This window comes from Arthrobacter arnarulunnguaqae, from assembly GCF_051262515.1.
Taxonomy (GTDB): Bacteria; Actinomycetota; Actinomycetes; order Actinomycetales; family Micrococcaceae; genus Arthrobacter_N.
The window spans coordinates 84,729-108,805 of sequence record NZ_JBIMER010000006.1 but is presented as its reverse complement, the minus strand read 5'-3'; the positions used below and the strand labels follow the sequence as shown (position 1 = coordinate 108,805).

Genomic DNA, 24,077 nt, shown 5'->3' with positions numbered 1-24,077 from the left:
ACGCCCTAGAGCACATCCACGTCACCGGAGGCCTTGAGCGCCGCCACCGCCTCCTTGACGGACTGCGCGTGCTCCTTGGTGGTGACCAGCAGCGCGTCGGGGGTGTCCACGATGACCACGTCCTCGATCCCGATGAGCGCGATGACGCGCTTCGAATCGGACACCACGACGCCGGAGGCGCGGTCCGCGTAGACGCGGGCCCCCTCCCCGAGAACGGTGATGTGGCTGCTCTCCGCCGCGGGGTTGAGCCGGCCGATCGCGGCGAAGTCGCCGACGTCGTCCCAGGTGAAGGTCCCGGGGATCATCGCCACGTCGCCGACGGCCGCGGCCGGTTCGGCGACGGCGTAATCGATGGCGATCTTCGGCAATCCCGGCCAGACGCGCGCCATGACCTCGTCGCGTTCGTCGGTGTCCCAGGCCGCCGCGATCTCCAGGAGGCCCCGGTGGAGTTCCGGCTCGTTGCGTTCCAAGTGGGCGAGCATCAGGGCCACCGGCGCCACGAACATGCCGGCGTTCCAGAAGTAGTCGCCCGTGTCGATGTAGGACTGCGCGACGTCCTCGTTCGGCTTCTCCACGAATTCGACGACATCGGTGGCGCTGGGCGCCCCGGCGACCTCCAGCGGAGCACCGCTGCGGATGTAGCCGAAAGCGGTCGAGGCCACCGTGGGGCGGATGCCGATCGTCACGATTTTTCCGCCGGCCGCCGTGTGCACGGCCTCGCGCACGGCCTGCTGGAAGACGTCGACCGGGCCGATCACCTGGTCCGCGGCGAAGGAACCCATGATGGTCTCGGGATCGCGGCGGTAGAGGATCGCCGCGGCCAGCCCAATGGCCGCGGCGGAGTCCTTGGGTTCGCTCTCCAGGACGAGCTTGCCGTCGTCGAGCTCCGGCAGCTGGCCCAGGACGGCGGCGCGGTGGGCCTGGCCGGTGACCACCATGATCCGCTCCCCGACCAGGGGGCACAGGCGGTCGTAGGTGGCCCTGATGAGGGTCGTGCCGGAACCCGTCAGGTCGTGCAGGAACTTCGGCGCGGCGGCACGGGACAACGGCCAGAGGCGCGTTCCCACGCCACCTGCCGGAATGACGCAATGGAAGCGCCCCAACGGATCAGAGTTCATCACCACAGGCTAGCGGATCCGCCCCGCGGGACGGCCCACGCGCCCGTAGCCATTTAGGGCACGTCGACGTTGCCGAATTCGGCCACATTTCGCGGATTTCCGGCCGCGTCGCGTCTCATTGGTGAGGCTTCTCACAAGAGGCGCCGCAATGATGCGGGCGCAACAGCCCCGTGGTCTAAGATCGGGCTTGAACGCTCACGCACCGGCGTCAATTTTTTGTGTGGCAGCCGCACAAGCGCCCTTGCGATGCATGGAGGTTAATTCAGTGTCGAAGACTTCGTCAGGCACCCTCTACCGTGGCCGCGAAGGCCAATGGTCCTGGGTCGGACATCGTGTCACCGGTGTCGTCATATTCTTTTTCCTATTGGTGCACGTGCTCGACACGTCCCTGGTCCGGGTCTCCCCCGACGCGTACGACGCCATCATGGAGACCTACAAGAACCCGTTGATGGCCCTCGGTGAGCTCGGCCTCGTGGCAGCCATCATGTTCCACGCGTTCAACGGCCTGCGGCTCATCCTGGTCGACTTCTGGAAGCAGGGCCCCAAGTACCACCGCCAGATGCTGTGGGGCGTCTTGGCCGTGTGGGCCGTCACGATGATCGGTTTCTCGATCCGCCACCTTTCCCTCGCATTTGGAGGCTACTAAGCCATGGCAACTGAATTCGTAGCCCCGCGTTCGGGCCGCATCGAGGCCCGGTACAACCGCGCCAACAGCAAGAGCAGCAACTTCGAGATGCTGGCGTGGCTGTTCATGCGCCTCTCCGGCCTGGTCCTCGTCGTCCTCATCTTCGCCCACCTCTTCGTCAACCTGCTCGTCGACGAGGGCGTCCACGGGATCGACTTCGGTTTCGTCGCCGGCAAGTGGGCCAACCCGGTCTGGCAGTTCTGGGACCTGACGATGCTCTGGCTGGCCATGCTGCACGGCACCAACGGCGTGCGCACCATCATCAACGACTACGCGGACAAGAGCGGCACCCGTTTCTGGCTGAAGACGGTGCTGTACGTCAGCACGGCCGTGATCATCGTGCTCGGCACCCTCGTGATCTTCACGTTCGATCCCTGCATCGCGGGCTCCACCCTCCCCGTCTGCCAGTAGTACCGGCGCACTGCGCCGACACCAAAGTCTTAGAGAAGAGAGAGCATCCGGTATGCAGGTACATAAGTACGACGTCGTCATCGTCGGCGCAGGTGGCGCCGGCATGCGCGCCGCCATCGAGTCCGGCCAGCGCGCGCACACGGCGGTACTCACCAAGCTTTACCCCACGCGCTCCCACACGGGCGCCGCACAGGGCGGCATGTGCGCGGCACTTGCCAACGTCGAGGAAGACAACTGGGAGTGGCACACGTTCGACACCGTCAAGGGTGGCGACTACCTGGTGGACCAGGACGCCGCGGAGGTCATGGCCAAGGAGGCCATCGACGCGGTGCTGGACCTGGAGAAGATGGGCCTGCCCTTCAACCGGACGCCCGAGGGCAAGATCGACCAGCGCCGCTTCGGCGGACACACCCGCGACCACGGCAAGGCGCCCGTCCGGCGCGCGTGCTACGCCGCGGACCGCACCGGCCATATGATCCTGCAGACGCTGTACCAAAACTGCGTGAAGCACAACGTCGAGTTCTACAACGAGTACTACGTGCTGGATCTGCTCACGGTCGAGGAGGAGGCCACCCGCGAGGACGGCACCACTTTCCTGCAGAAGCGCGTGGCCGGCGTCGTCTCCTACGACCTCGCCAGCGGCGAGCTGCACATTTTCCAGGCCAAGTCCGTGGTTTTCGCGACCGGCGGCGCGGGCAAGGTCTTCAAGACCACGTCCAACGCGCACACCCTGACCGGCGACGGCATGGGCATCGCGTTCCGCAAGGGCATCCCGCTGGAGGACATGGAGTTCATCCAGTTCCACCCGACCGGCCTGGCCGGCCTGGGCATCCTGCTCTCCGAAGCCGCGCGCGGCGAGGGCGCGATCCTGCGCAACTCCGAGGGCGAGCGCTTCATGGAGCGCTACGCGCCCACCATCAAGGACCTGGCGCCGCGCGACATCGTGGCCCGTTCGATGGCCAACGAGGTACGCGAGGGCCGCGGTTGCGGCCCGAACAAGGACTACGTCCTCCTGGACCTGACCCACCTGGAGCCCGCGCACATCGACGCGAAGCTTCCGGACATCACGGAGTTCGCCCGCACGTACCTCGGCGTCGAGCCCTACACCGAGCCGGTTCCGGTCTTCCCGACCGCGCACTACATCATGGGCGGCGTGCCGACCAACATCAAGGCCGAGGTCCTCCAGGACAACGACACCGTGGTCCCCGGCCTGTACGCCGCCGGAGAGGTGGCCTGCGTTTCCGTGCACGGTTCCAACCGGCTCGGCACCAACTCCCTGCTGGACATCAACGTCTTCGGCAAGCGCGCCGGGATCCAGGCCGCGGAATACGCCAAGACGGCGGACTGGGTCGATGTGCCGGAGAACGCCGCGGCGGAAACCGTCGCCCTGCTGGAAGTCGTGCGCAACGGCGGCGGCAGCGAGAAGGTCGCCGCCATCCGCAAGGACCTGCAGGACACCATGGACCTGAACATGCAGGTGTTCCGCAGTGGCGACACGATCACGCAGACGCTGGCGGACATCACCGCCCTGCGTGCGCGCTACGCCAACATCACCGTGCAGGACAAGGGCAAGCGCTTCAACCTGGACCTGCTCGAGGCCGTCGAGCTCGGCTTCCTGCTGGACCTAGCCGAGGTCATGACCGTGGCGGCCATGCACCGCAACGAATCGCGCGGCGGCCACTTCCGGGAGGACTTCCCGGATCGCGACGACGCCAACTTCATGCAGCACTCGATGATCTACCGCGACGCGGCCGCGGAGACCGAAGGCGTCAAGGGCATGCGTTTCGACACCAAGCCCGTGATCTTCACCCGTTACCAGCCGATGGAGCGTAAGTACTGATGAGCACCGAACTTCCCGAACCAGCATCGAAGGTGGACCTCGCAGAGAGCGCGGGCGGCGGAGAGATCCCCCAGTTCGACATCACCCTGCGCGTCCGCCGGTACAACCCCGAGGTCTCCGAGGACGCCACGTGGGAGGACTTCGAACTCACCATGTACGGCACCGACCGCGTGCTGGATGCCCTCCACAAGGTCAAGTGGGAACACGACGGATCGCTGTCCTTCCGCCGCTCCTGCGCCCACGGCGTCTGCGGCTCCGATGCCATGCGCATCAACGGCCGCAACCGCCTGGCCTGCAAGACGCTGCTGAAGGACCTGGACACGAAGAAGCCGATCACGGTGGAGGCCATCAAGGGCCTGCCCGTCGAGAAGGACCTGATCGTGGACATGGAGCCGTTCTTCCAGTCCTACCGGGAGGTCATGCCGTTCCTGGTCTCCAAGGGCCACGAGCCGGCCAAGGAGCGCTACCAGTCCGCCGAGGACCGGGAGCGCTACGACGACACGACCAAGTGCATCCTGTGCGCCGCCTGCACGTCGTCCTGCCCGGTCTTCTGGACCGACGGCCAGTACTTCGGCCCGGCCGCGATCGTCAACGCGCACCGCTTCATCTTCGACTCGCGCGACGACGCCGGGGACATGCGCTTGGAGATCCTCAACGACAAGGAGGGTGTGTGGCGCTGCCGCACCACCTTCAACTGCACTGAGGCCTGCCCGCGGGGCATCCAGGTCACAAAGGCGATCTCCGAGGTCAAGCAGGCCATCCTGGCCCGTTCCATGTAGTTTCCGTTGTGCCGGAAGGCGCCGCTGCCCGCCGGCAGTAAGATTCCCTCGTTCCTCGGGAATCCATCCCGGCTTGGCGCAGCGGTGCCTTCCGCTTTTGTGGTCGGTTAAGCCTGCCATCCGTCCACTACCCTGCGTCCACGAACGCACACATCGAATCGAGTCGACACGCATGGCCCACGAGAAGTTCACCTTTGCCAGTGCCAGCGGCCACGAGCTGGCCGCCGTCCTCGACCTGCCGGAGGGCGAGGTCCGCGGGTGGGGCGTTTTCTCGCACGGGTTCACGCTCGGCAAGGACTCGTTGGCCGCCTCGCGCGTGTGCCGCGGCCTCGCGGCCGAGGGTATCGGCATGCTCCGTTTCGACAACCTGGGACTGGGCGACTCGACCGGGGACTTCGCCGAAACCTCGTTCAGCCTCAAGGTCCGGGACACGGTGCTCGCCGCGCGTGCCCTCAACGAGCGCGGCCACGCGGCGGAGCTGCTCGTGGGCCACTCCCTCGGAGGCGCCGCGGTCCTGGCCGCCGCGGCAGAGGTCCGCCCCCGGGCCGTCGCCACGATCGGGGCGCCCTACTCCCCCGGGCACCTCACGCACACCATCGAGCACCTGCTCGCGGAGATCGAGGAGACCGGAAGCGCCGAACTGAACCTCGGCACACGCAAGCTGGAGGTAACGCAGGCGTTCGTGCGCGATCTCGATGCGCACGACCTGCGGGCCTGCATCAACGGCCTACAGGCCGCCCTGATGGTGATGCATGCCCCCACGGACAACACGGTGGGGATCTCCAACGCCGGCGATATCTTCCAGGCCGCCAAGCATCCCAAGTCGTTCCTGTCGCTGGACCGCGCCGACCACCTGCTGACGCAGCGCGTCCACGGGTCCCGGGCGGCGCGGATGATCGCGGCCTGGGCCGAACAGTATCTGGACTCCAGCCACTAGATCTGGACCCCACCACTCATGGCGACGCGAGCCGTTCAGCGGCGCGCCTGCCACCCGGCGCCGCCGGGGGTGCCTGCCTGCCGGCGTTCGACGGCCTGGCGCTTGAGGCTGAGTTGGCCGGTCCGGGCCGCGTGCCGGGCCTCTGAATCGGCCTTGCCGACGGCTCCCCAGGCCGTGGCGATCAGGTAGACCTGGCTGAGGAAGAAGAACCAGATGAACAGGCCGAGGATCACCGCGAACGACGCCAGCAGGGGGTTCCTCGTGGCGCCGCCCAGCAGTTCGGAACTGAAGTAGCGCAACAGTGTGGACCCGGCACCCGCAAGCAGCGCCGACTGGATCATGACCATCCTGGGCATCCGGATACCGGAGGCGAGCCGGAAGAGCACCACGGCCGCCATGGCGTCCAGTAGAAGCATGACGACGATGCTGGTCAGGCGCGTCATCACGACGGCGAACAGGGATTGGATGTTCAGCAGATCGATCACGACGTCAAGCGCCGCACCGGCGACGAGTCCGACGGCGGTGGTCACCGCAAGGGAGAGGCCCAGAATGGCCAGGACGCCCAGGTCCTTAAGCTTGAGGAAGACGGGGTTCATGGCTAGCGGCGGCAGCCCGAAGACTCCTCGCATGCCCTCCCGAAGACCGGCGATCCAGCGCAGCGAGGTCAGCAGCATGGCGGCCGTGGAGATCGCGAGCGCCAGACCGAAGCCGCCGGAGTTGAAGAGCTGTTCCGGCTTGGCAAGCCCGCCCTCGCCGGTGTCGATGAGTCCGGGCGTCGACTCGGCCACCGTGTCCACCACCGCCTGTTGCAGCCCGGGGTTGCCGCTGGCGACGAGGCCGAAGATGGAGAAACCGGCCACCAGCAGTGCGGCCACGGAAAAGAACATGTGGTAGGCGCTCCCCGCGGCCATCAGCGGGCCGTGTCGCCGGCGGTAGAGGTTCCAGACTCGCATGAGACGCCAACCGTTCAAGAGGGCCAGCAACCAGCCCGATAGTGCCTTCGCACGTGCCGCGGCGGGGGCACCTTCGCGTCTGGCCCGACCCCAAGCCGTTCGTTTGCGCAGCGTTTCGGCCCGCAGCCCCGCCTCATCCAGGGGCGTCGCTGGCTTATCCGGCGAGCGGTCGTCCCCCGCCGGACCGCCGGCCCCGGCCGCGGACCGCTGCGGGGTGGATGCGCTAGTGCGTTTGGTCTCCGGTGCCACCAAGGTGCAACTCCTCACGTAGGGCCCACAGGCCGCGGGAATCGTGCTCGAACAGGCCGACCTTCTCGACCATGAAATCCGCTTCGTAGTCCTTCAACACCGTCATCGCGTGGTCCATGCCGGCCTCCGTGACGTCGTGGGCGACGGTCAGGTGTGGGTGGTACGAGAATTCGGGATCGTGGTCCAGCGGGCCGGTCTGCAACTGCCTGTGCAGCCGGACGCACTCGTCCCACCCGCTCGTGACGTTCAGGTAGACGACCGGGGAGACGGGTCTGAAGGTGCCCGTTCCGCGCAGCCGGACCCGGAAGGGCCTGCCGGAAGCGGTCACCCGCCGGACGTGCGCCTTCGCCCGCTCCCAGTCGTCCGTGGCCGTCCCGGTCACCAGCGTGATGTGCGGGGGCACGACGGCGGCCATCGGATCTCCGAAGGAAGCACGCCAGCGCTCAAGCTCGCCGCTCAGGTCCAGCGGCAACCCGATGACTATGCCGACGCGGTTCATCTCGGCGTCGTGGACCTGGCCCACCACGCCCGTCGCCGCATCGGGCCTCCCCTCGACGCGGCCCATTGCCTAGAGGGCCGTCCCGGCGCGGCTGGCGGCGAGCTTGCCACCGGTCGCGGTGGCCGGCGTCGCCTGTTGCAGGAAACCGACTTTCTCGTACACGTCCTCCAACGTAGCAGACGCCGTTTCGCGTGCCTTGAGCGCCCCGTGGGCCAGCAGCCGGTCGAGCTCCGCGGGGTCGTCCAGCAGTTCGCGCGTCCGATCGCGGATGGGTGTGACACGCTCGACGACGGCTTCGGCGACGGCGACCTTGAGGTGTCCGTACATCTTGCCTTCGAATTCAGCCACCAGCGTCGCCACCGGGATCTCACTGACCGCGGAGAGGATCTCCAGCAGATTGGTGACCCCGGGCTTCCGCTGGCGGTCGTGGGCGATGACCGTATCGTCGTCGGTCACCGCGGACTTGATCCGCTTCGCGATGGTCTTCGGCTCATCCAGGATGTTGACGAGTCCGTTCGGGGTCGATGCCGACTTCGACATCTTGGTGGTGGGGCTCTGGAGGTCGTAGATCCGGGCGCCCTCCTTCTGGATGAACGCCTCCGGGACAGTGAACGCCTCGCCGAACCGGTGGTTGAAGCGCTGCGCCAGATCGCGCGCCAACTCCACGTGTTGCCGCTGGTCGTCGCCGACGGGGACGCCCTGTGGCTGGTACAGCAGGATGTCGGCGGCCATGAGGACTGGATAGGTGAAAAGACCGACACTGGCGGTGTCCTGCCCGCCCTTGGCCGACTTGTCCTTGAACTGCGTCATCCGCGATGCCTCGCCGAATCCGGTGATGCAGTTGAGCACCCAGGCCAGTTGCGCGTGCTCGGGAACCTGCGACTGGACGAACAGGGTGGACTTGTCGACGTCGATTCCGCCGGCGATGTACTGCGCGGCGGTGGTGCGGGTGCGGGCCCGCACGGCCGCCGGATCCTGCGGGGTGGTGATCGCGTGCATGTCGGGGACAAAGAAGTAGCAGTCGTATGCGTCCTGGGTCTTGACCCAGTTGACGAGGGCTCCGAGGTAGTTGCCCAGGTGCAGGGAATCGGCGGAGGGCTGCATGCCGGAGAGGACGCGGGGGCGAACGGCTCCTGCGGAAAGCGATTCAGTCATCGTGGTGTCCTTCAGAACTGGTAGTCGACGACCAGCGGTGCGTGGTCGGAGAAGCGCGTGTCGTAGGAGGCCGCGCGGTCGACGACGGCCTGGGACGCGAGGGCGGCGAGTTCCGGCGTCGCCATCTGGTAGTCGATGCGCCAGCCGGTGTCGTTGTCGAAGGCCTGCCCCCGCCACGACCACCAGGTGTACGGGCCGTCGACGTCGCCGGCGAGTTCGCGGGCAACGTCCTTCCAGCCGATCTCCTCGCCGAAGAAGCGGTCGAAGTAGGCGCGTTCCTCCGGAAGGAAGCCCGCCCTCTTGACGTTCCCCCGCCAGTTCTTGATGTCGCGCTGCGTGTGCCCAACGTTGAGGTCCCCGACGACCAAGGCGAAATCCTTCTCGGCCCGCAACGCCGGCAGCCGGCCCAGCATCACGTCGAGGAACCGGTACTTGTCGACCTGTTTGGGGGTGTCCACCTGTCCCGAGTGGACGTACGCGCTGGCGACGGTCAGGATCCTGCCGTCGCCCAACGGCAGGTCCGCCTCCACCCAGCGTCCCGCCGTCGCGAAGAACTCGTCCCCGATGTGCGCGCGCGTCTGAACCGGCTCCCGGCGGGAGGCGATAGCGACCCCGGCACGGCCCTTCGCCTCGGCCTCCGCGTGCAGGATATGCCAACCCTCCCCGATCAGGTCGCGGAGGATGGCGTCCGGTGCACGGACCTCCTGCAGGGCCAGGACATCGACGTCGCGGTCGGCCAGCCAGTCCGCCATGCCACGCTTGTAGGCGGCACGGACGCCGTTGACGTTGACCGAGGCGACGCGCAGCGCACCTTCGGACTTGGACAGCTTCGATTCCACAGCGGCACTCACCCGATCCAGCTTACCCAATGGGGGCTAGTCGATGACCTCGCCCGAGAGCGGTCCGGAGCCGTTCGCCGGCTTCATCATGCCGCGCGCGTTGTGCGCGGTGATTTCGATCGTCTCGACGGCGCGTTCGACCATGGAGCGGGCTTCTTCCCCGGACTTGCCGACGTGCTCCTTGATGACGCCGGCCTGCACCTGCACGATCTTGAGCGAGTGGTCCAGCTTGAGGTCGCGGTTGCGCGTCGCCTCGTCCACCACGACGGTCTGTCCCGGACCGGCCGAGCGGGACGCCATCCCCGCCGTCGCACTCTTGAGCTGGTCCTGCATCTTCCGCGCGCCACGGCGCAGACCGAAGACCAGGAAAGCCGAGAGCATCAACCATCCCAGCGATACGATGGCCACGATCCAGCCGATGACGTCGTTCTCGTTCGCCGCGAAAACGACGGCGACCAGGAATACCGTCACCATGACGGCCAGCGACAGCGTGCTTGCCTTGAGGGTGATCTTCTTGTCCTGCGCGGTGGTGGCATTGCCGAGGGATTGCATGGGTACATTGTCTCAAACGCAACCGCCTCCCCCGCGCCGTTCTACCGTGGGCGAACAGCGCAACGCTGCGCCGGCGGCCAGACGGGGTTTTACGCCTACCAGGTCACGAGGCAGAACGGATGCCGCTGCGGGTCCAGGTACACGCGGTAGTTCTGCCCGCCGGTGTTCACGGACGTCGCGCCCAATTTCAGCACCTGTTCCTCCGCGAGGTCGAGGTCGTCCACGCGGATGTCCAGGTGCGCCTGCTGCGGGTGCACGTGTCCGGGCCATTCGGGCGGCACGTAAACATCGACGCGCTGGAACGCGATGGCGGGCCGGTCGGGCGCGTCGCCGATGGTGATCCAACCGTCGTCGTCCTCCTGGACGCGCACCATTCCCAGCGCCTGCTCGTAGAATGCCGCGAGGGTGTCGGTGTCCTCGCAGTCGAATACGACGGCATGCCACTTGCCGATCATCGTGCCTCCTCCGGTTGGGGCTATCCAGCCTACCCTCCGCGCGGTCCCTCCGGGCGGGCGCCTACTTGAGAAAGAGCGTGCGCAGGCGTCTGGTGGTCAACACCACGCCCACGACGATCATGACCACGTAATACAGCACGTGGCCGGCCATCGCCCAGCCGAAGGCGCCCACGCCGAGTTGGCGCAGAAGCTCCACGCCGTGCCACAGCGGCAGCGCCTGGATCATCCACTGCACGGCCTGCGGATAGACGTCCAGGGGGTACAGCGTCGCCGAGAAGAGAAACATCGACAGCATGACGAAGTTGATCCATTCCATCTGCTGGAACGTTTTCATGAAGCTCGTGATGCCCATCCCGATCGAGGCGAAGCCGAAGGCGACCAGCACAGAAGCCGGAATCATGAGCAACGCCCACCACGAGGTGATCAGGCCCATCATGCCCATGACCGCGGTGAACCCGGTGGCGTACAGGAATCCGCGCAGCACAACCAACATGTAGGCCCAGAAAGTGATTGGCACAACTCAATCAGAGATGGATTCAAATGTGCCCCGGGGCGGCACGCAAACGGCGCCGGCGCCGCGGGGGCGCCGACGCCACGCGTCGTACCTGTGGGACCCTACCGTCCCTCGCTAGGCACGGTGGCGGGGATCGTGCGGATCCCCGTGGGTGGACCCTGACGGCTTGCCGGTTTCCGGGTCCAGGTCGGGATCCTCCGGACGCGTACGCGGATCGGCATCCTGATCCAGTCCGCGCTGGTCCGCATCGCCGGTGGAGCGTCCTCCCGGCTCCCAGGAGTCCTCGTCCGAGGTAGCGGCGCGAGCGTTCTGGTGGCCCGGCCCACCGTCGTGCTCAGTAGACCGTCCGGCGGAGCCGTCCCAGCCGTCGTCGGACGCTGGCTGCGGGTCGGCGCCGCGCTCCGGGTCCTTGTCATACAGGCGTTGGTGGCTCCCGCCCGCTTCGTTCGGCGCGGCTCCGGCGACCGGCCGGTCGCTGCTCGCGCCTCCGTACTCGGACGAGTCCGTGGCTCGGCCGTGGTCGTCACCGGCGACGCGACTGGGGCCGTCGTCGTCGTCGGCACGCGTCCGGTCGTGGCCTGTTGCGGCGGCACCGGTGCCGGCAGCGGCCGGTGCCGCTTCCCCGCGGGGGTTGCCGTCACCATCGCGCGACTTCCGCTTGCCCACGTCCGGGTCGAGCTCGTCCGCCCGACGCATCTGCTCGTCGGTTTCCTCGCGGCTGGACCGGGCCTCGGCCGCCTTCGCCTCGGCCTCCTGGCGCTTGCGTGCGGCCGCATTGTCGGCTTCCCTGGCCTCGACCTCGGCCTTCTCCGCCTGAACCTCGCGTTCGCGGGCCGTCAGATCCGTCTCCTGCGCCGACGCGCGGATCTCCTGGGCCTCGTGCCGGTCCCGTTCCTGCTGCTTCCGGCGCTGCCGCTTGCCGATGGCAAGGGCGATGCCGATTAGCACCAGCAACACCACCACGGCGACGACGATCCACACAATCTGGGTACTGTCCATTGCTCAAAACCCCTTTTCTGGGCCGTTTTCCTCTGGACCCTGCCAGCCCTTTCTACCACCTTCACGCGTCGCTGGACACAGTTCGGCCTCCGCTCCCCGAGGGGTACGGAGGCCGCTGACTTGACCTTTTGTCTACCTACTGGGCGGGCTCGACGCTGCGCTCGGCCGCCTCGACCACGTTGGACAACAGCATGGCGCGCGTCATCGGACCGACTCCGCCCGGGTTCGGGGATATCCAGGAAGCCACCCCGACGGCCGCGGGGTCGACGTCGCCCGTGACGACCGCCTTGCCATTGCCGTCGTCGACACGGCTCACGCCGACGTCGAGCACGATCGCCCCGGGCTTGAGGTCCTCGGCTTTGATCATGTGCGCCTGTCCGGCCGCGGCCACCACGACGTCGGCGCCGCGCAGATGCGCCGCCAGGTCTGCGGTTCCGGTGTGGGCCAGCGTGACCGTCGCGTTGATGTCGCGGCGCGTGAGCAGGAGTCCGATCGGTCGCCCGATGGTCACTCCGCGCCCGACAACCAGAACATTCTTGCCGGCGAGCGACAACCCGTGGCGCTCGAGCAGTTCGATGCATCCCTTGGGCGTGCAGGGCAAGGGCGACACCATAGGGCGGTTGACGTTCGCGACGAGCCGGCCGAGGTTCATCGGGTGCAGTCCATCGGCGTCCTTGTCCGGGTCCATGGCCTCGAGGACGGTGTCCTGGTCGATGTGTTTGGGCAACGGGAGCTGGACGATGTATCCGGTGCAGTCCGGGTTCTCGTTCAGCTCGCGGACCTTGGCCAGCAGTTCCTCCTCGGTCGTGTCCTCAGGGAGGTCCACGCGGATGGAGTTGATGCCCACCTCGGCGCAGTCCTTGTGCTTGCCACCCACGTACCACTGGGAGCCCGGATCCGAGCCCACCAGAATGGTGCCGAGCCCGGGAACCACTCCTTTGGTTTTGAGCACGGCGACGCGCTCTGTCAGTTCCGCCTTGATGGCGGCGGCTGTGGCCTTGCCGTCGAGAAGCTGCGCCGTCGCCTGCTCCACCGATTTTTCGTGTGCCATGTTAGGTGTTCAACTCCTGTTCTAGTAGGAAGGCTTTCCCGCGTTCGCAGCAGCCTGTAAAACAGCACTCCGCCGCGGGGATGTCGAATTCGTCGGATGCGGCCGCAGCGGAAGCCAAGGCGCCCGCGGGCAAATCCGCATCGCCGGCAGCGCCTGGATCAGCTACCACTGCTCCAGACCCTGGTACAGCGGTAGCCCGGTCGCCAGCTTTTCGACCCGGGCGCGCAGATCGTCGAGGTTCGCCGCGGCCCCGTCGCGCAGGGCGGACGCGATGATCTCGGCGACCTCGGTGAACTCCGGCGCCCCGAATCCACGGGTGGCCAGGGCCGGCGTGCCGATCCGCAGACCGGAGGTGACCATCGGCGGCCGGGGATCGAACGGCACCGAGTTGCGGTTGACGGTGATGCCCACGGAATGCAGGAGGTCCTCGGCCTGCTGGCCGTCGAGTTCGGAGTCGCGCAGGTCCACGAGCACCAGGTGGACATCCGTGCCGCCGGTCAGAACCGAGACGCCGCGGTCCGCGACGTCCGCCTCCGTCAGGCGCTCGGCGAGGATGCGCGCGCCTTCCAGGGTGCGTTCCTGGCGTTCCTTGAACTCGGCCGAGCCCGCGATCTTGAAGGCGACGGCCTTGGCCGCGATGGCGTGCATCAGCGGCCCGCCCTGGTGGCCGGGGAAGACGTTGGAGTTGATCTTCTTGGCGAGGTCGGCATCGTTCGTCAGGATCAGGCCCGAACGGGGTCCTGCGAGCGTCTTGTGCACGGTGGAGGTGACGACGTCGGCGTATGGCATCGGGCTCGGATGCAGCCCGGCGGCGACCAGACCGGCGAAGTGGGCCATGTCGACCCACAGCTTCGCACCGACCTCGTCGGCGATCGCGCGGAACCGCGCGAAATCGAGCTGGCGCGGGTAGGCGGACCAACCGGCGATGATGACCTGCGGCTTCTCCGCAACGGCCTGCGCGCGCAGCTTGTCCATGTCGACGCGGAACGTCTCCGGATCGACCTCGTAGGCCGCGACCTTGTAGAGCTTGCCGGAGAAGTTTAATCTCATGCCGTGGGTCAGGTGCCCGCCGTGCGCCAGCGACAGGCCGAGGATCTTGTCGCCTGGCTTGATCATCGCCGAGAGTGCCGCGGCGTTGGCCGAGGCCCCGGAGTGCGGCTGGACATTGGCGAAACTCGCTCCGAAGAGTTCCTTGACTCGCTCGATGGCCAGGTTCTCGGCCACGTCGACGTGCTCGCAACCGCCGTAGTAGCGGCGTCCGGGGTATCCCTCGGCGTACTTGTTCGTCAGGACGGAGCCCTGGGCCTCGAGTACGGCCCGCGGGGCGAAGTTCTCCGAGGCGATCATCTCCAGCGTGTTGCGCTGGCGTCCGAGCTCGGCGTCCAGAACGGCAGCGATCTCGGGGTCGACGTCGGCCAGGGCCTGGTTGGTGACGGTGTTCTCGTGGGTCACGGGTGATCTCCTGAAGCGGGAAAGTGGGTTGTCTGGGGCAAGGTCGAGTTCTCGGCTCACGCTTCGAACACATGACCTTGGGCCCAGGCGCGCGGTCCGTGGTCGTCTCTCTTGCTGCTCCCCGGTGGTCTTCCACCCAACGCCAGTCGCAACGCGATCAATGCTAGCCGACCGTCGCGTCGCGGTGGGCAAGGAATACGCGCGGATCCGGGATCATTGACGACTATGAATTAAACCTTCAATGATCCGCGGAGTGGCCCGCTCGGGCGACCTCGCGCGGCCGCGGGCTTCGCCGGCTGGCGGTATGGTTTTCCGGTGACCACCACCGAGCATTTCACCGTGTCCCTCTCCTGTGCCGACCGGCCGGGAATCGTGCATGCCGTGTCCGGCGCCCTGCTGGAGGCGGGTTGCAACATCACGGAATCCCAGCAGTTCGAGAGCAGCGAGACCGGCACGTTCTTCATGCGTGTTGCCGTCGCCACCGCGGACGGCCAGGGGCGCTTGAGCGCCTCGCTGGCGCCGGTGTCGTCCGCCTTCGGCATGGACCTGGGGGTCCACCCGGCGAGCCGGCCCCTGCGCACGCTCGTCATGTGCTCCAAGGAGGGGCACGCGCTGAACGACTTGCTGTTCAAGCAGCGCAGCGGCTCCCTGCCCATCCATGTGCCGGTGATCGTGTCCAACCACCCGGACCTGCGCCCGCTGGCGGATTTCTACGGCGTCCCCTTCGAGCACGTTCCGGTCACCTCGTCGACCAAGGCCGACGCCGAGGCCCGCCTTCTGGAGTTGATGGCCGAGCACGACGTCGAGCTGGTGGTCCTGGCGCGCTACATGCAGATCCTCAGCGACGACCTGTGCCGCGCGTTGTCCGGCCGGGCCATCAACATCCACCACTCGTTCCTGCCCTCGTTCAAGGGCGCCCGGCCCTATCACCAGGCGCACGCGCGCGGCGTGAAGCTGATCGGGGCGACGGCGCACTACGTGACCGCAGACCTCGACGAGGGACCGATCATCGAGCAGGAGGTCATCCGGGTCAACCATGCCGGGACCCCCGAACAGTTCGTGTCCATGGGTCGCGACGTCGAGGGCCGCACGCTGGTCCGCGCCGTCCAGTGGCACGCGCAGCGCCGCGTTATGCGCGACGGACAAAGGACGGTCGTCTTCGCCTAGGGTGATGCCATGGCACACATCATCACCATCGACGGCAAGACCCCCGAAATCGCGGACAACACGTTCGTCGCGCCCACCGCGACCCTCTCCGGCGACGTGGTTCTCGGCCGCGGATCCAGCGCGTTCTATGGCGTATCGGTCCGGGGCGACTCGGACGCGATCCGCATTGGAGAGGGAACGAACCTCCAGGACAATGTTGTGGTGCACGCCGACGCGGGAATGCCCTGCACAGTGGGCGAACGCGTTTCCGTGGGGCATTCCGCGGTGATCCACGGATGCACCATCGGAGACGACTGCCTGGTGGGCATGCGCGCGACGATCATGAACGGGGCGGTCATCGGCGCGAACTCCCTCGTGGCCGCCGGCGCGCTGGTGCTCGAGGCGATGGAGGTTCCGCCCGGCTCCCTGGTGGCCGGCGTGCCGGCCAAGGTCCGCCGCGCACTTTCCCCCGAGGAGATCGAGTCGCTCAAGACCAACGCCTCCACGTACCTGGAGCTCGCACGCAAACACCGTGAAGCGACGGCCGATCAACCCTAATTGTCCGTGGACACAAGAACGGCCCCCGTCGCCTAAGACGGGGACCGTTTAAGTGCTGCGCCTCCGGCCCGTTCAACCCGAGGAGCAACCGCATGCGATCAACCCACAGCACAATCATAGTCGTACTTTGACGGGGTTCGTCAAGTCGAGAAGGGGGTCATTTTCCGCTTCGCGGCCATTCGACGGCCGCGCTGTGGAAAACTGGGCTCATGGCCGAGTTCATACCCCTTCCCCCGTGCGCGACCCCGGGCGCCCCGTCCCCCCTCCGCGCGACCGGACGGACGCTCCGCTGGGGAGTCGTATCCACCGGGCGCATCGCCGACAGGGTGGTCGACGACCTCGTCCTCCTCGAGGATTCCGAGCTGCACGCGGTCAGCTCGCGCGACCGCGGGCGCGCCGAGTCCTTCGCCGAACGGCACGGCGCGGCAAAGGCCTATTCCGACGACGGCGCGGCGAAAGCCTACGACCTGATGTTCGCGGATCCGGAAGTCGAAATTGTCTATATCGCGACGCCCCACGGCCAGCACTACGAGGTCGCGAGGGCCGCACTGGAGGCGGGGAAACACGTCTTGTGCGAGAAATCGCTGACCATCAACGCGGCGGAGGCGGAGGAACTGGTGCGCCTGGCCGGCGAGCGCGGGCTGTTCCTGATGGAGGCGGTCTGGACCCGGTTCCTCCCGGCCGTCCACCGCGCCCTGTCGATCGTGCGCTCCGGGGAGATCGGAGACGTCGCCTGGGTGCGCGCGGACCTCGGCTTCCCCGCTGCCTACGACCGCGCGTGGCGCCTGTGGGATCCCGCCGCCGGCGGCGGGGCGCTCCTGGACCTCGCCGTCTACCCCCTGACCTGGTCGCTGGGTGTGCTGGGGTTTCCGCTGTCGGTCCAGGCCGCGGGCATCCTGAACGACGACGGAGTGGACCCCCAGGAGTCCCTCACGCTGACCTACTCCGGAGGACGCCAGGCCCAGCTCATGTGCAGCCTGGTCGGCGCCGGCCCGCGAGACGCCACCATCGCCTGCACCGGCGGCTGGCTCCGGGCCACCGCTCCCCTGAACAACCCCTCGCGCATCGAGGTGCATCAGATCGGGGCGGAGCCGCGCTTCGAGGAGTTCGAACCCGTGGGCCACAACTACACCTACGAATTGCGCGAGACCACCCGCTGCATCCAGGACGGGCTGCTCGAGAGCCCCACCATGCCGTGGACGGACACCGTCAACACCATGCGACTGCTGGACGGGGTCCGCAACCAACTCGGCCTGCGCTACGACAACGACCTGCGCACCCACCGCTAGGGGGAAGTCGGCCGCACCCGGCCGTTCTCCACACCCCATCCGACTCTCGGCCGGCGCGGCGGCGTTCGGCCTGTGGGGCATGGCGCCGGTCGTCTTGGCGACGGCGGCCTGCTTCCTGGCGGGCGCGGCACTGCTGCTCTTCGTCCCGGTCGACGAAACCGTTCGCCACGACCCGGCGGAGGAGACGTGGTGGCAGCGCACGACGGGGGGCTTCACCCACATCCATGCCCACCCGCGGCTCCGGGCGACGGCGCTGGCGTTCATGCTCGCCATGGCCGCGGGGCGTGGTCAATTCGACGGTTTTCGCCACCGTCGACACCGGGCTGGGCATGCCCGTCGGGTTCCTGTCCGTCATGGTGGCCATCCAGGGGGTCGCCTCCGTCGCATCGGGACTCGCCGCGGACGCCGTCATCCGCCGGCTCGGGTTCGAACGGACCATCGTCGCCGGGAGCACGTTGTTCGCCGTCGGGCTGGCGTGCCAAACCTCGACCCTGATGTGGGTGGTTCTCGGCGGCGTCGTTCCCTTCGCCGCTGGCATCCCCTTGATCGTGGCGGCGGCCAACCCCGTTCTGCACGGAGCTCGTGTGGCACGCCCGGGAGCTGCCGGACCGACACGCATTCCCGCGGCAGTGCGGCCGACGGCAACCCCGGTGCCGGAAGTGGCGCACGCGGACCTCGCCGTGGCCCCCGGGCCGACGTCCGACTAGCGTATACAGCCGCGTTCGTTCGCCAGTACGCTCAAGCCATGGGAGCCGAGGTCAGCGCCAAGACATTCAGCCGCGAGCAGCGGACCCGTTACCGCGAACGCCTCATGCAGAACCTGGAGACGTTCGAGGGGCTCCTCTCCAACTGCCGCTTCGCCGACACGGCGACCATCGGCCTGGAGCTCGAGCTGAACCTGGCCAACGACGACTTCACGCCGGCCCTGAGCAATGCCGCCGTGCTGGAACAGATCGCGGACCCGGCGTTCCAGACGGAAATCGGCGCGTTCAACATCGAGCTCAACCACCCGGCGCTCTCCGTCGCCGGACACGGCCTGCGCGAACTCGAAGAGAGCCTCCGCGCCCAGTTGAACCGCGCCGACAGGCGCGCCGAGAACGCTGGCGCCGGAATCCTGATGATCGGCATCCTGCCGACCCTGCGCGAGAACCTGGTCCGCGACAAGGCGTGGATGAGCGCCGGAAAACGGTACGCCGCCCTGAACCACTCCGTCCTGGCCGCGCGCGGCGAAGACGTCCTCATAGACATCCTCGGGGAGGAGCGGCTGCGCTTCTACGCCGCGAACATCGCGCCGGAGGCCGCCTGCACGTCCGTCCAGCTGCACCTCCAGGTCTCCCCCGCGGAATTCGCCCCCGTGTGGAACGCGGCCCAAGTCATCGCGGGACCGCAGGTGGCGCTGGCAGCCAACTCGCCCGTGTTCATGGAGAAGCTACTGTGGCAGGAATCGCGGATCGAGGTCTTCAAGCAGGCCATCGACACGCGGCCGCCCGAAATGCGGAACCAGGGGGTGCGGCCCCGGGTCTGGTTCGGCGAGCGCTGGATCACGTCGATTTTCGACCTGTTCGAGGAGAACGTCCGCTACTTCCCCGCGCTGCTTCCGGAGGTTGCCCGCCGGCGGGCCGAGACGACCATCGCGGGGGCCCCGCAGTTGCACGAGCTGCGTCTGCACAACGGCACGGTCTACCGCTGGAACCGCCCCATCTACGATCCGGGCGACGACGTGCCCAACCTGCGGCTCGAGAACCGGCTGCTGCCCGGCGGACCCACGGTGATCGACACCGTAGCCAACGCGGCCTTCTTCTTCGGCCTGGTCCGGAAGCTGCGGACGGCGGATAGGCCACTGTGGTCCCGGATGGCATTCTCGACGGCCTCGGACAACTTCTTGGCCTGTGCCCGGCAGGGGCTGGACGCCACCGTGTACTGGCCCGGCCTCGGCGACATACCCGTCACGGAACTGATCGTCCGCCACCTTCTGCCGCTGGCCGCCGAGGGGCTCGACGAACTGGCCGTGGACCAGCCGGTCGCGAACCGCTACCTCGAAGTATTGCGCGAGCGGGCCCGGTCGGAGCAGAACGGCGCCGCTTGGCAGGTCGGAGCCCTGCGGAGATTGGAACAACACGGCTTGGACCGCCGCAAGGCACTCCAGGAAATGACTCGACTGTACTGGGAGCACATGCACCATTCCGGCGCGGTCCACGAGTGGCCCCTCCCCTAGGGCGCCTGGCGCAACACCCGCCCCTTCCCCGGACCCCCCCGGCAGGTTCATGCATGCCCCGCAGGACCGCGCATGAAGCTGCGTCCTACGCACGGGCCTGCAACCGTCGGCGGATGTGGACGCCACCAGACTTTGGGAAAACCCTACGAACGCAGATAACGAATTTGCCGAGTTTTGCCCTTACTTCTTGACTTCAATGCCGAATGTGATGCAGGCTACATGTCATGCCTTCGTCAACGCCGACCACAGCGGCCCGCCGGAGCAATCCCGGCTCCCAGTCGGCATTGCGCCACCGCAACCAGCAGCTCGTCATCGAGTGCCTGCTCGGCGGCCCGTCCACACAAGCCGAACTGTCCCGAAGCACCGGCCTCTCGAGCGCCACCGTGTCCAACATCGTCAAGACCATGGTCGACGACGGAATGGTCTCCACGGAGCCAACCACCAGCTCCGGACGGCGCGCGCTCAATGTCCGACTCTCCGGCAAGGGAACCGTCGCCGTCGGCGTGGACTTCGGCCGACGACACCTCCGCGTGGTCCTGGCCTCGCTGGGACATCGGGTCATCGCCGAGGAATCCGTCGCCCTCCCCCTGGGGCACCAGGCCGAGGACGGCATCGAGGCCGCCACGGCCCTCGTATCGCGCCTGATCGACGAGGCAAAGGTGGACCGTTCCGCCGTCGTCGGCGCCGGGGTCGGCATCCCCGGACCGATCGACCGGCGCACCGGCACCGTGGCCCAGGGAGCCATCCTGCCGGAATGGGTCGGCATCAACATCCTCGAAAGGCTCGAGCACGCCCTGCGCATGCCGGTATTCGTCGACAACGACGCCAATCTGGGCGCGTTGGCCGAGGTGACATGGGGCGAACACGGGCAGGTCAAGAACCTGGTGTTCCTGAAGATCGGCTCCGGCGTCGGCGCGGGCCTGATCCTCAACGGCCTGCCGTTCTACGGGCACGTCGGCATCACGGGCGAACTCGGGCACGCCACCATCGACGAGCACGGGCAGGTGTGCCGCTGCGGCAACCGCGGTTGCCTGGAAACGGTCGCCTCGACGACCACCATGATCGAGCTGCTGGGTCGCGGCGGGGACGCCCCCGGCACGGCGGCCGACATCGTCCGCAACGCCCTCGAGGGCGACTCCGCAACGCTGCGCGTGCTCGAGGACGCGGGTGCCGCCGTCGGCCGCGCGCTGGGCAACGTCGCGAACCTCCTCAATCCCGAGGTCATCGTCGTGGGTGGACCGCTGGCGGAACTCGGCGAACTGCTTCTGGAGCCGGTTCGCCGCGGCCTGCTGCGGCACGCGGTGCCGGTCGTCGGCGAAAACACGCGTGTGGCCATGTCGTCGCTGGGTGACCGCGCCGAGGCCCTCGGCGCCGCAGCGCTGGTCTTCCAACACGCCAGAAGCGGGGAATCGTGACGGCCGGCGCCGTACGCGGACTCCGCGCGCCCCTTCCGGACAGCCACCACCGGATCCACCACCCCGTCACTCCAAAGCGAAGGCAGCCAGGCGAATGAAGAACCAGCAGAACGTCCCAGTCATCTTGGAGATGCGCTCGATCACCAAGGAGTTTCCCGGGGTGAAGGCCCTCGATTCGGTGAGCCTGAGAGTCAAGTCCGCCGAGGTCCACGCCATCTGCGGCGAAAACGGCGCGGGCAAGTCCACGCTGATGAAGGTCCTCTCCGGCGTCTATCCGTATGGAACCTACACCGGGGACATCCACTACCAGTCCCAGACGCAACAGTTCAAGGACATCCGGGCTTCCGAACAGGCGGGCATCGTGATCATCCACCAAGAGCTGGCGCTCATCCCCGAACTGTCCATCATGGAGAACATCTTCCTCGGCAACGAACCCACCCGGTTCGGGATGATCGACTGGGCCGAGGCCCGAACACGGTCCACGGAGCTCCTTGCGCGCGTCGGGCTTCGGGAAAACCCGGACACGCCGATCAAGGAGATCGGCGTGGGCAAGCAGCAGCTGGTCGAGATCGCCAAGGCGCTGAACAAGTCCGTGAAACTCCTCATCCTCGACGAGCCGACCGCCGCGCTCAACGAGTCCGATTCCCAGCACCTGCTGGACCTGATCCTGGGCCTCAAGGGCCGCGGGATCACGTCCATCATCATTTCCCACAAGCTCAACGAGATCGAACAGATCGCTGACTCGATCACCATCATCCGCGACGGGCGGTCCATCGAGACGCTGAACGTCAAGGCCGACGGCGTCGACGAGGACCGCATCATCAAGGGCATGGTGGGCAGGACGCTCGAGTCGCGCTTCCCCGACCACGAACCGAGCGCAGGCGAAACGTTCTTCGAAGTGCGGAACTGGAACGTCGGACATCCCCAGGTGCAGGACCGCATGGTCTGCAAGAACTCCAACTTCTTCGTCAGGCGCGGCGAGATCGTCGGGTTCGCCGGGTTGATGGGCGCCGGCCGGACCGAATTGGCGCGCTCGGTGTTCGGACGCTCCTACGGGCGCTTCCAGTCCGGTCAGCTGATCATGAACGGCAAGGAACTGCAGCTCAAGAACGTGACGCAGGCGATCAATGCCGGCCTCGGCTATGTGACCGAGGACCGCAAGACGCTCGGAGTGAACCTTCTGGACGACATCAAAAGCACGGTGGTGTCGGCGAACCTCAAGAAGATCAGCCGACTCAGCGTCGTGGACGACCACGCCGAGTTCGACACCGCCGAGCGCTACCGGAAGTCGCTGCGCATCAAGGCCCCCACCGTGGAGGAAGGCGTCGCGAAGCTCTCGGGGGGCAACCAGCAGAAGGTGGTCCTGGCGAAGTGGATGTTCACCGACCCCGAGCTACTGATCCTGGACGAGCCCACGCGCGGCATCGACGTCGGCGCCAAGTACGAGATCTACGGCATCATCCAGCAGCTGGCCAGCCAGGGCAAGGGCGTCATCGTGATCTCCTCGGAGCTGCCCGAGCTGCTGGGCCTCTCCGACCGCATCTACACGATCTTCGAAGGCGCCATCACCGGCGTCCTGAACAAGGACGAGGCCGATCAGGAATCCCTGATGCGGCTGATGACCACCGCCCGCAAATCCGCATGACGAGCACGACACTTCAGACACTAGGACGGAAACAATGAACGCGATCAAGAAGCTCTTTGGCGGCAACAGCCGGCAATTCGGCATGATCTTCGCCCTCGTGGCACTGATTCTCTTCTTCCAATGGCGCACCGACGGCCGGACCCTGACGCCCGGCAACGTCATCAACCTCTTCAACGGCAACTCCTATGTGCTGATCCTCGCGATCGGCATGGTGCTGGTGATCATCGCCGGGCACATCGACCTCTCCGTGGGATCGGTGGCCGCGTTCGTCGGGGTCGCGGTGGCGTTGGCCATGCGCGACTGGGGCATCCCCTGGTACATGGGGATCCTGCTCGGGCTCGCGCTCGGCGCGCTGATCGGCGTCTGGCAGGGCTTCTTTACCGCTTACATCGGAATACCCGCGTTCATCGTCACGCTGGCCGGCATGCTGCTCTTCAGGGGACTGAACCAGTTCGTGGGGAAGTCCAACACCATCCCGGTTCCCGCCGACTTCCAAAAGATCGGCTCCGGCTACCTGCCGGAGGTCGGGCCCATCACCGGCTACAACAACCTGACGCTCCTGCTGGGCCTGGCCGCCGTCGCCTTCGTCGTCGGCGCAGCCGTCCGCGGCCGGTCGAAGGCGAAGTCGCTCGGCGCTGAGGTACCCGAGATGTGGGTGACCGCCACGAAGCTCACGCTCATCAGCGGCGCCATTCTCTACGCGACGTACCTGTTCGCCACCGGCCGTCCCGGAACCTCGTTCCCGATCCCCGGAATCATCCTGGCCGTGCTGGTCCTCATCTACGGCTTCGTCTCCTCCCGCACCGTCATCGGCCGCCACGTCTACGCGGTCGGCGGCAACCGCCACGCGGCCGAGCTCTCCGGCGTCCGCTCCCGGCGGGTCAACTTCCTGGTCATGATGAACATGTCCATCCTCGCCGGGCTGGCGGGCATGATCTTCGTCGGCCGTTCGACGGCCTCCGGACCGTTCGACGGCGTGGGCTGGGAACTGGATGCCATCGCGGCCGTCTTCATCGGCGGAGCCGCCGTCTCCGGCGGAGTGGGCACCGTGGTGGGCTCCATCATCGGCGGGCTCGTGATGGCGGTCCTGAACAACGGCCTCCAGCTCATGGGCATCGGAGCCGACGCCACACAGATCATCAAGGGCCTCGTGCTGCTGGCCGCCGTCGCCTTCGACATCTACAACAAGTCGCAGGGCAAGCCATCCATCACCGGTCTGCTCATGCGCTCGTTCGGAAACACCGGCAAGCCCAACGGCGCCCGGGAGAACCAACCCGACGAATCGACGCCCACCAAGGACGTCATCACCCACCAAGCCTAA

Annotated in this window: 24 protein-coding genes and 1 riboswitch; of the genes, 13 read left to right on the top strand and 11 right to left on the bottom strand. The window is 67.1% G+C overall.

Going from position 1 to position 24,077, the window contains the following annotated elements; genetic code table 11:
• Positions 1–5 precede the first annotated feature (5 nt).
• Complete coding sequence (locus ACHAAJ_RS07905; protein WP_435727526.1) at positions 6–1,118, bottom strand: mannose-1-phosphate guanylyltransferase; 1,113 nt, start codon at positions 1,116–1,118, stop codon at positions 6–8.
• A gap of 250 nt (positions 1,119–1,368) precedes the next feature.
• On the opposite strand from ACHAAJ_RS07905, the gene sdhC reads away from it, so the two are divergent.
• The 5 genes from sdhC to ACHAAJ_RS07880 all read left to right on the top strand — a co-directional run bounded on the left by sdhC (position 1,369) and on the right by ACHAAJ_RS07880 (position 5,770).
• Entirely contained in the window at positions 1,369–1,764 is a 396-nt protein-coding gene (gene sdhC, locus ACHAAJ_RS07900; RefSeq protein ID WP_435727524.1) for a succinate dehydrogenase, cytochrome b556 subunit, read from the top strand.
• A 3-nt stretch (positions 1,765–1,767) separates the two neighbouring features.
• Positions 1,768–2,214, top strand: coding sequence for a succinate dehydrogenase hydrophobic membrane anchor subunit (locus ACHAAJ_RS07895; RefSeq protein ID WP_435727522.1), 447 nt, complete (start codon positions 1,768–1,770; stop codon positions 2,212–2,214).
• 52 nt (positions 2,215–2,266) lie between these two features.
• Complete coding sequence (gene sdhA, locus ACHAAJ_RS07890) at positions 2,267–4,054, top strand: succinate dehydrogenase flavoprotein subunit (RefSeq protein WP_435727520.1); 1,788 nt, start codon at positions 2,267–2,269, stop codon at positions 4,052–4,054.
• Positions 4,054–4,833, top strand: a complete 780-nt coding sequence (locus ACHAAJ_RS07885; RefSeq protein WP_435727518.1) for a succinate dehydrogenase iron-sulfur subunit — start codon at positions 4,054–4,056, stop codon at positions 4,831–4,833. Before sdhA ends, ACHAAJ_RS07885 begins: the two co-directional genes overlap by 1 nt.
• A gap of 172 nt (positions 4,834–5,005) precedes the next feature.
• Complete coding sequence (locus tag ACHAAJ_RS07880) at positions 5,006–5,770, top strand: alpha/beta hydrolase family protein (protein WP_435727517.1); 765 nt, start codon at positions 5,006–5,008, stop codon at positions 5,768–5,770.
• A gap of 35 nt (positions 5,771–5,805) precedes the next feature.
• Here ACHAAJ_RS07880 and ACHAAJ_RS07875 read toward each other — a convergent pair whose 3' ends face one another.
• The 10 genes from ACHAAJ_RS07875 to glyA all read right to left on the bottom strand — a co-directional run bounded on the left by ACHAAJ_RS07875 (position 5,806) and on the right by glyA (position 14,488).
• Positions 5,806–6,723, bottom strand: coding sequence for a YihY/virulence factor BrkB family protein (locus tag ACHAAJ_RS07875; protein ID WP_435727515.1), 918 nt, complete (start codon positions 6,721–6,723; stop codon positions 5,806–5,808).
• Between the two features lie 223 nt (positions 6,724–6,946).
• Positions 6,947–7,537, bottom strand: coding sequence for a 2'-5' RNA ligase family protein (locus ACHAAJ_RS07870; protein ID WP_435727513.1), 591 nt, complete (start codon positions 7,535–7,537; stop codon positions 6,947–6,949).
• 3 nt (positions 7,538–7,540) lie between these two features.
• Complete coding sequence (gene trpS / locus ACHAAJ_RS07865; RefSeq protein WP_435727512.1) at positions 7,541–8,626, bottom strand: tryptophan--tRNA ligase; 1,086 nt, start codon at positions 8,624–8,626, stop codon at positions 7,541–7,543.
• An 11-nt stretch (positions 8,627–8,637) separates the two neighbouring features.
• Positions 8,638–9,486 (bottom strand): exodeoxyribonuclease III, encoded by an 849-nt coding sequence (locus tag ACHAAJ_RS07860; RefSeq protein WP_435727608.1) that lies wholly within the window; start codon positions 9,484–9,486, stop codon positions 8,638–8,640.
• A gap of 15 nt (positions 9,487–9,501) precedes the next feature.
• Positions 9,502–10,017: a hypothetical protein gene (locus tag ACHAAJ_RS07855; RefSeq protein WP_435727510.1), complete on the bottom strand. Its 516-nt coding sequence runs from the start codon at positions 10,015–10,017 to the stop codon at positions 9,502–9,504.
• Between the two features lie 95 nt (positions 10,018–10,112).
• Positions 10,113–10,472: a VOC family protein gene (locus ACHAAJ_RS07850; protein ID WP_435727508.1), complete on the bottom strand. Its 360-nt coding sequence runs from the start codon at positions 10,470–10,472 to the stop codon at positions 10,113–10,115.
• Between the two features lie 61 nt (positions 10,473–10,533).
• Positions 10,534–10,989 carry an ABC transporter permease gene (locus ACHAAJ_RS07845; protein WP_435727507.1) on the bottom strand — a complete coding sequence of 152 codons (456 nt, stop codon included), beginning with the start codon at positions 10,987–10,989 and terminating at the stop codon, positions 10,534–10,536.
• Positions 10,990–11,100: 111 nt separating this feature from the next.
• Positions 11,101–11,985 (bottom strand): hypothetical protein, encoded by an 885-nt coding sequence (locus tag ACHAAJ_RS07840; RefSeq protein ID WP_435727506.1) that lies wholly within the window; start codon positions 11,983–11,985, stop codon positions 11,101–11,103.
• 136 nt (positions 11,986–12,121) lie between these two features.
• On the bottom strand, positions 12,122–13,018 hold the full coding sequence (locus ACHAAJ_RS07835; RefSeq protein ID WP_435727607.1) for a bifunctional methylenetetrahydrofolate dehydrogenase/methenyltetrahydrofolate cyclohydrolase: 897 nt from the start codon (positions 13,016–13,018) through the stop codon (positions 12,122–12,124).
• Between the two features lie 180 nt (positions 13,019–13,198).
• Positions 13,199–14,488: a serine hydroxymethyltransferase gene (gene glyA / locus ACHAAJ_RS07830; RefSeq protein ID WP_435727505.1), complete on the bottom strand. Its 1,290-nt coding sequence runs from the start codon at positions 14,486–14,488 to the stop codon at positions 13,199–13,201.
• Between the two features lie 74 nt (positions 14,489–14,562).
• Positions 14,563–14,648: riboswitch (ZMP/ZTP riboswitch) on the bottom strand.
• 155 nt (positions 14,649–14,803) lie between these two features.
• Here glyA and purU point away from each other — a divergent pair.
• The 8 genes from purU to mmsB all read left to right on the top strand — a co-directional run bounded on the left by purU (position 14,804) and on the right by mmsB (position 24,077).
• Positions 14,804–15,655: a formyltetrahydrofolate deformylase gene (gene purU, locus ACHAAJ_RS07825; RefSeq protein ID WP_435727504.1), complete on the top strand. Its 852-nt coding sequence runs from the start codon at positions 14,804–14,806 to the stop codon at positions 15,653–15,655.
• 9 nt (positions 15,656–15,664) lie between these two features.
• Positions 15,665–16,192: a gamma carbonic anhydrase family protein gene (locus ACHAAJ_RS07820; RefSeq protein WP_435727502.1), complete on the top strand. Its 528-nt coding sequence runs from the start codon at positions 15,665–15,667 to the stop codon at positions 16,190–16,192.
• Positions 16,193–16,401: 209 nt separating this feature from the next.
• Positions 16,402–17,481 carry a Gfo/Idh/MocA family protein gene (locus tag ACHAAJ_RS07815; protein WP_435727501.1) on the top strand — a complete coding sequence of 360 codons (1,080 nt, stop codon included), beginning with the start codon at positions 16,402–16,404 and terminating at the stop codon, positions 17,479–17,481.
• A 284-nt stretch (positions 17,482–17,765) separates the two neighbouring features.
• On the top strand, positions 17,766–18,188 hold the full coding sequence (locus tag ACHAAJ_RS07810; RefSeq protein WP_435727499.1) for a hypothetical protein: 423 nt from the start codon (positions 17,766–17,768) through the stop codon (positions 18,186–18,188).
• Positions 18,189–18,226: 38 nt separating this feature from the next.
• Entirely contained in the window at positions 18,227–19,696 is a 1,470-nt protein-coding gene (locus ACHAAJ_RS07805; RefSeq protein WP_435727497.1) for a glutamate-cysteine ligase family protein, read from the top strand.
• A 224-nt stretch (positions 19,697–19,920) separates the two neighbouring features.
• The gene (locus tag ACHAAJ_RS07800; RefSeq protein ID WP_435727496.1) at positions 19,921–21,111 is read left to right on the top strand and encodes an ROK family transcriptional regulator; all 1,191 of its coding nucleotides are present in this window, start codon (positions 19,921–19,923) and stop codon (positions 21,109–21,111) included.
• A 94-nt stretch (positions 21,112–21,205) separates the two neighbouring features.
• Positions 21,206–22,756, top strand: a complete 1,551-nt coding sequence (gene mmsA / locus ACHAAJ_RS07795; protein ID WP_435727494.1) for a multiple monosaccharide ABC transporter ATP-binding protein — start codon at positions 21,206–21,208, stop codon at positions 22,754–22,756.
• Positions 22,757–22,790: 34 nt separating this feature from the next.
• The gene (mmsB, locus tag ACHAAJ_RS07790; RefSeq protein WP_435727493.1) at positions 22,791–24,077 is read left to right on the top strand and encodes a multiple monosaccharide ABC transporter permease; all 1,287 of its coding nucleotides are present in this window, start codon (positions 22,791–22,793) and stop codon (positions 24,075–24,077) included.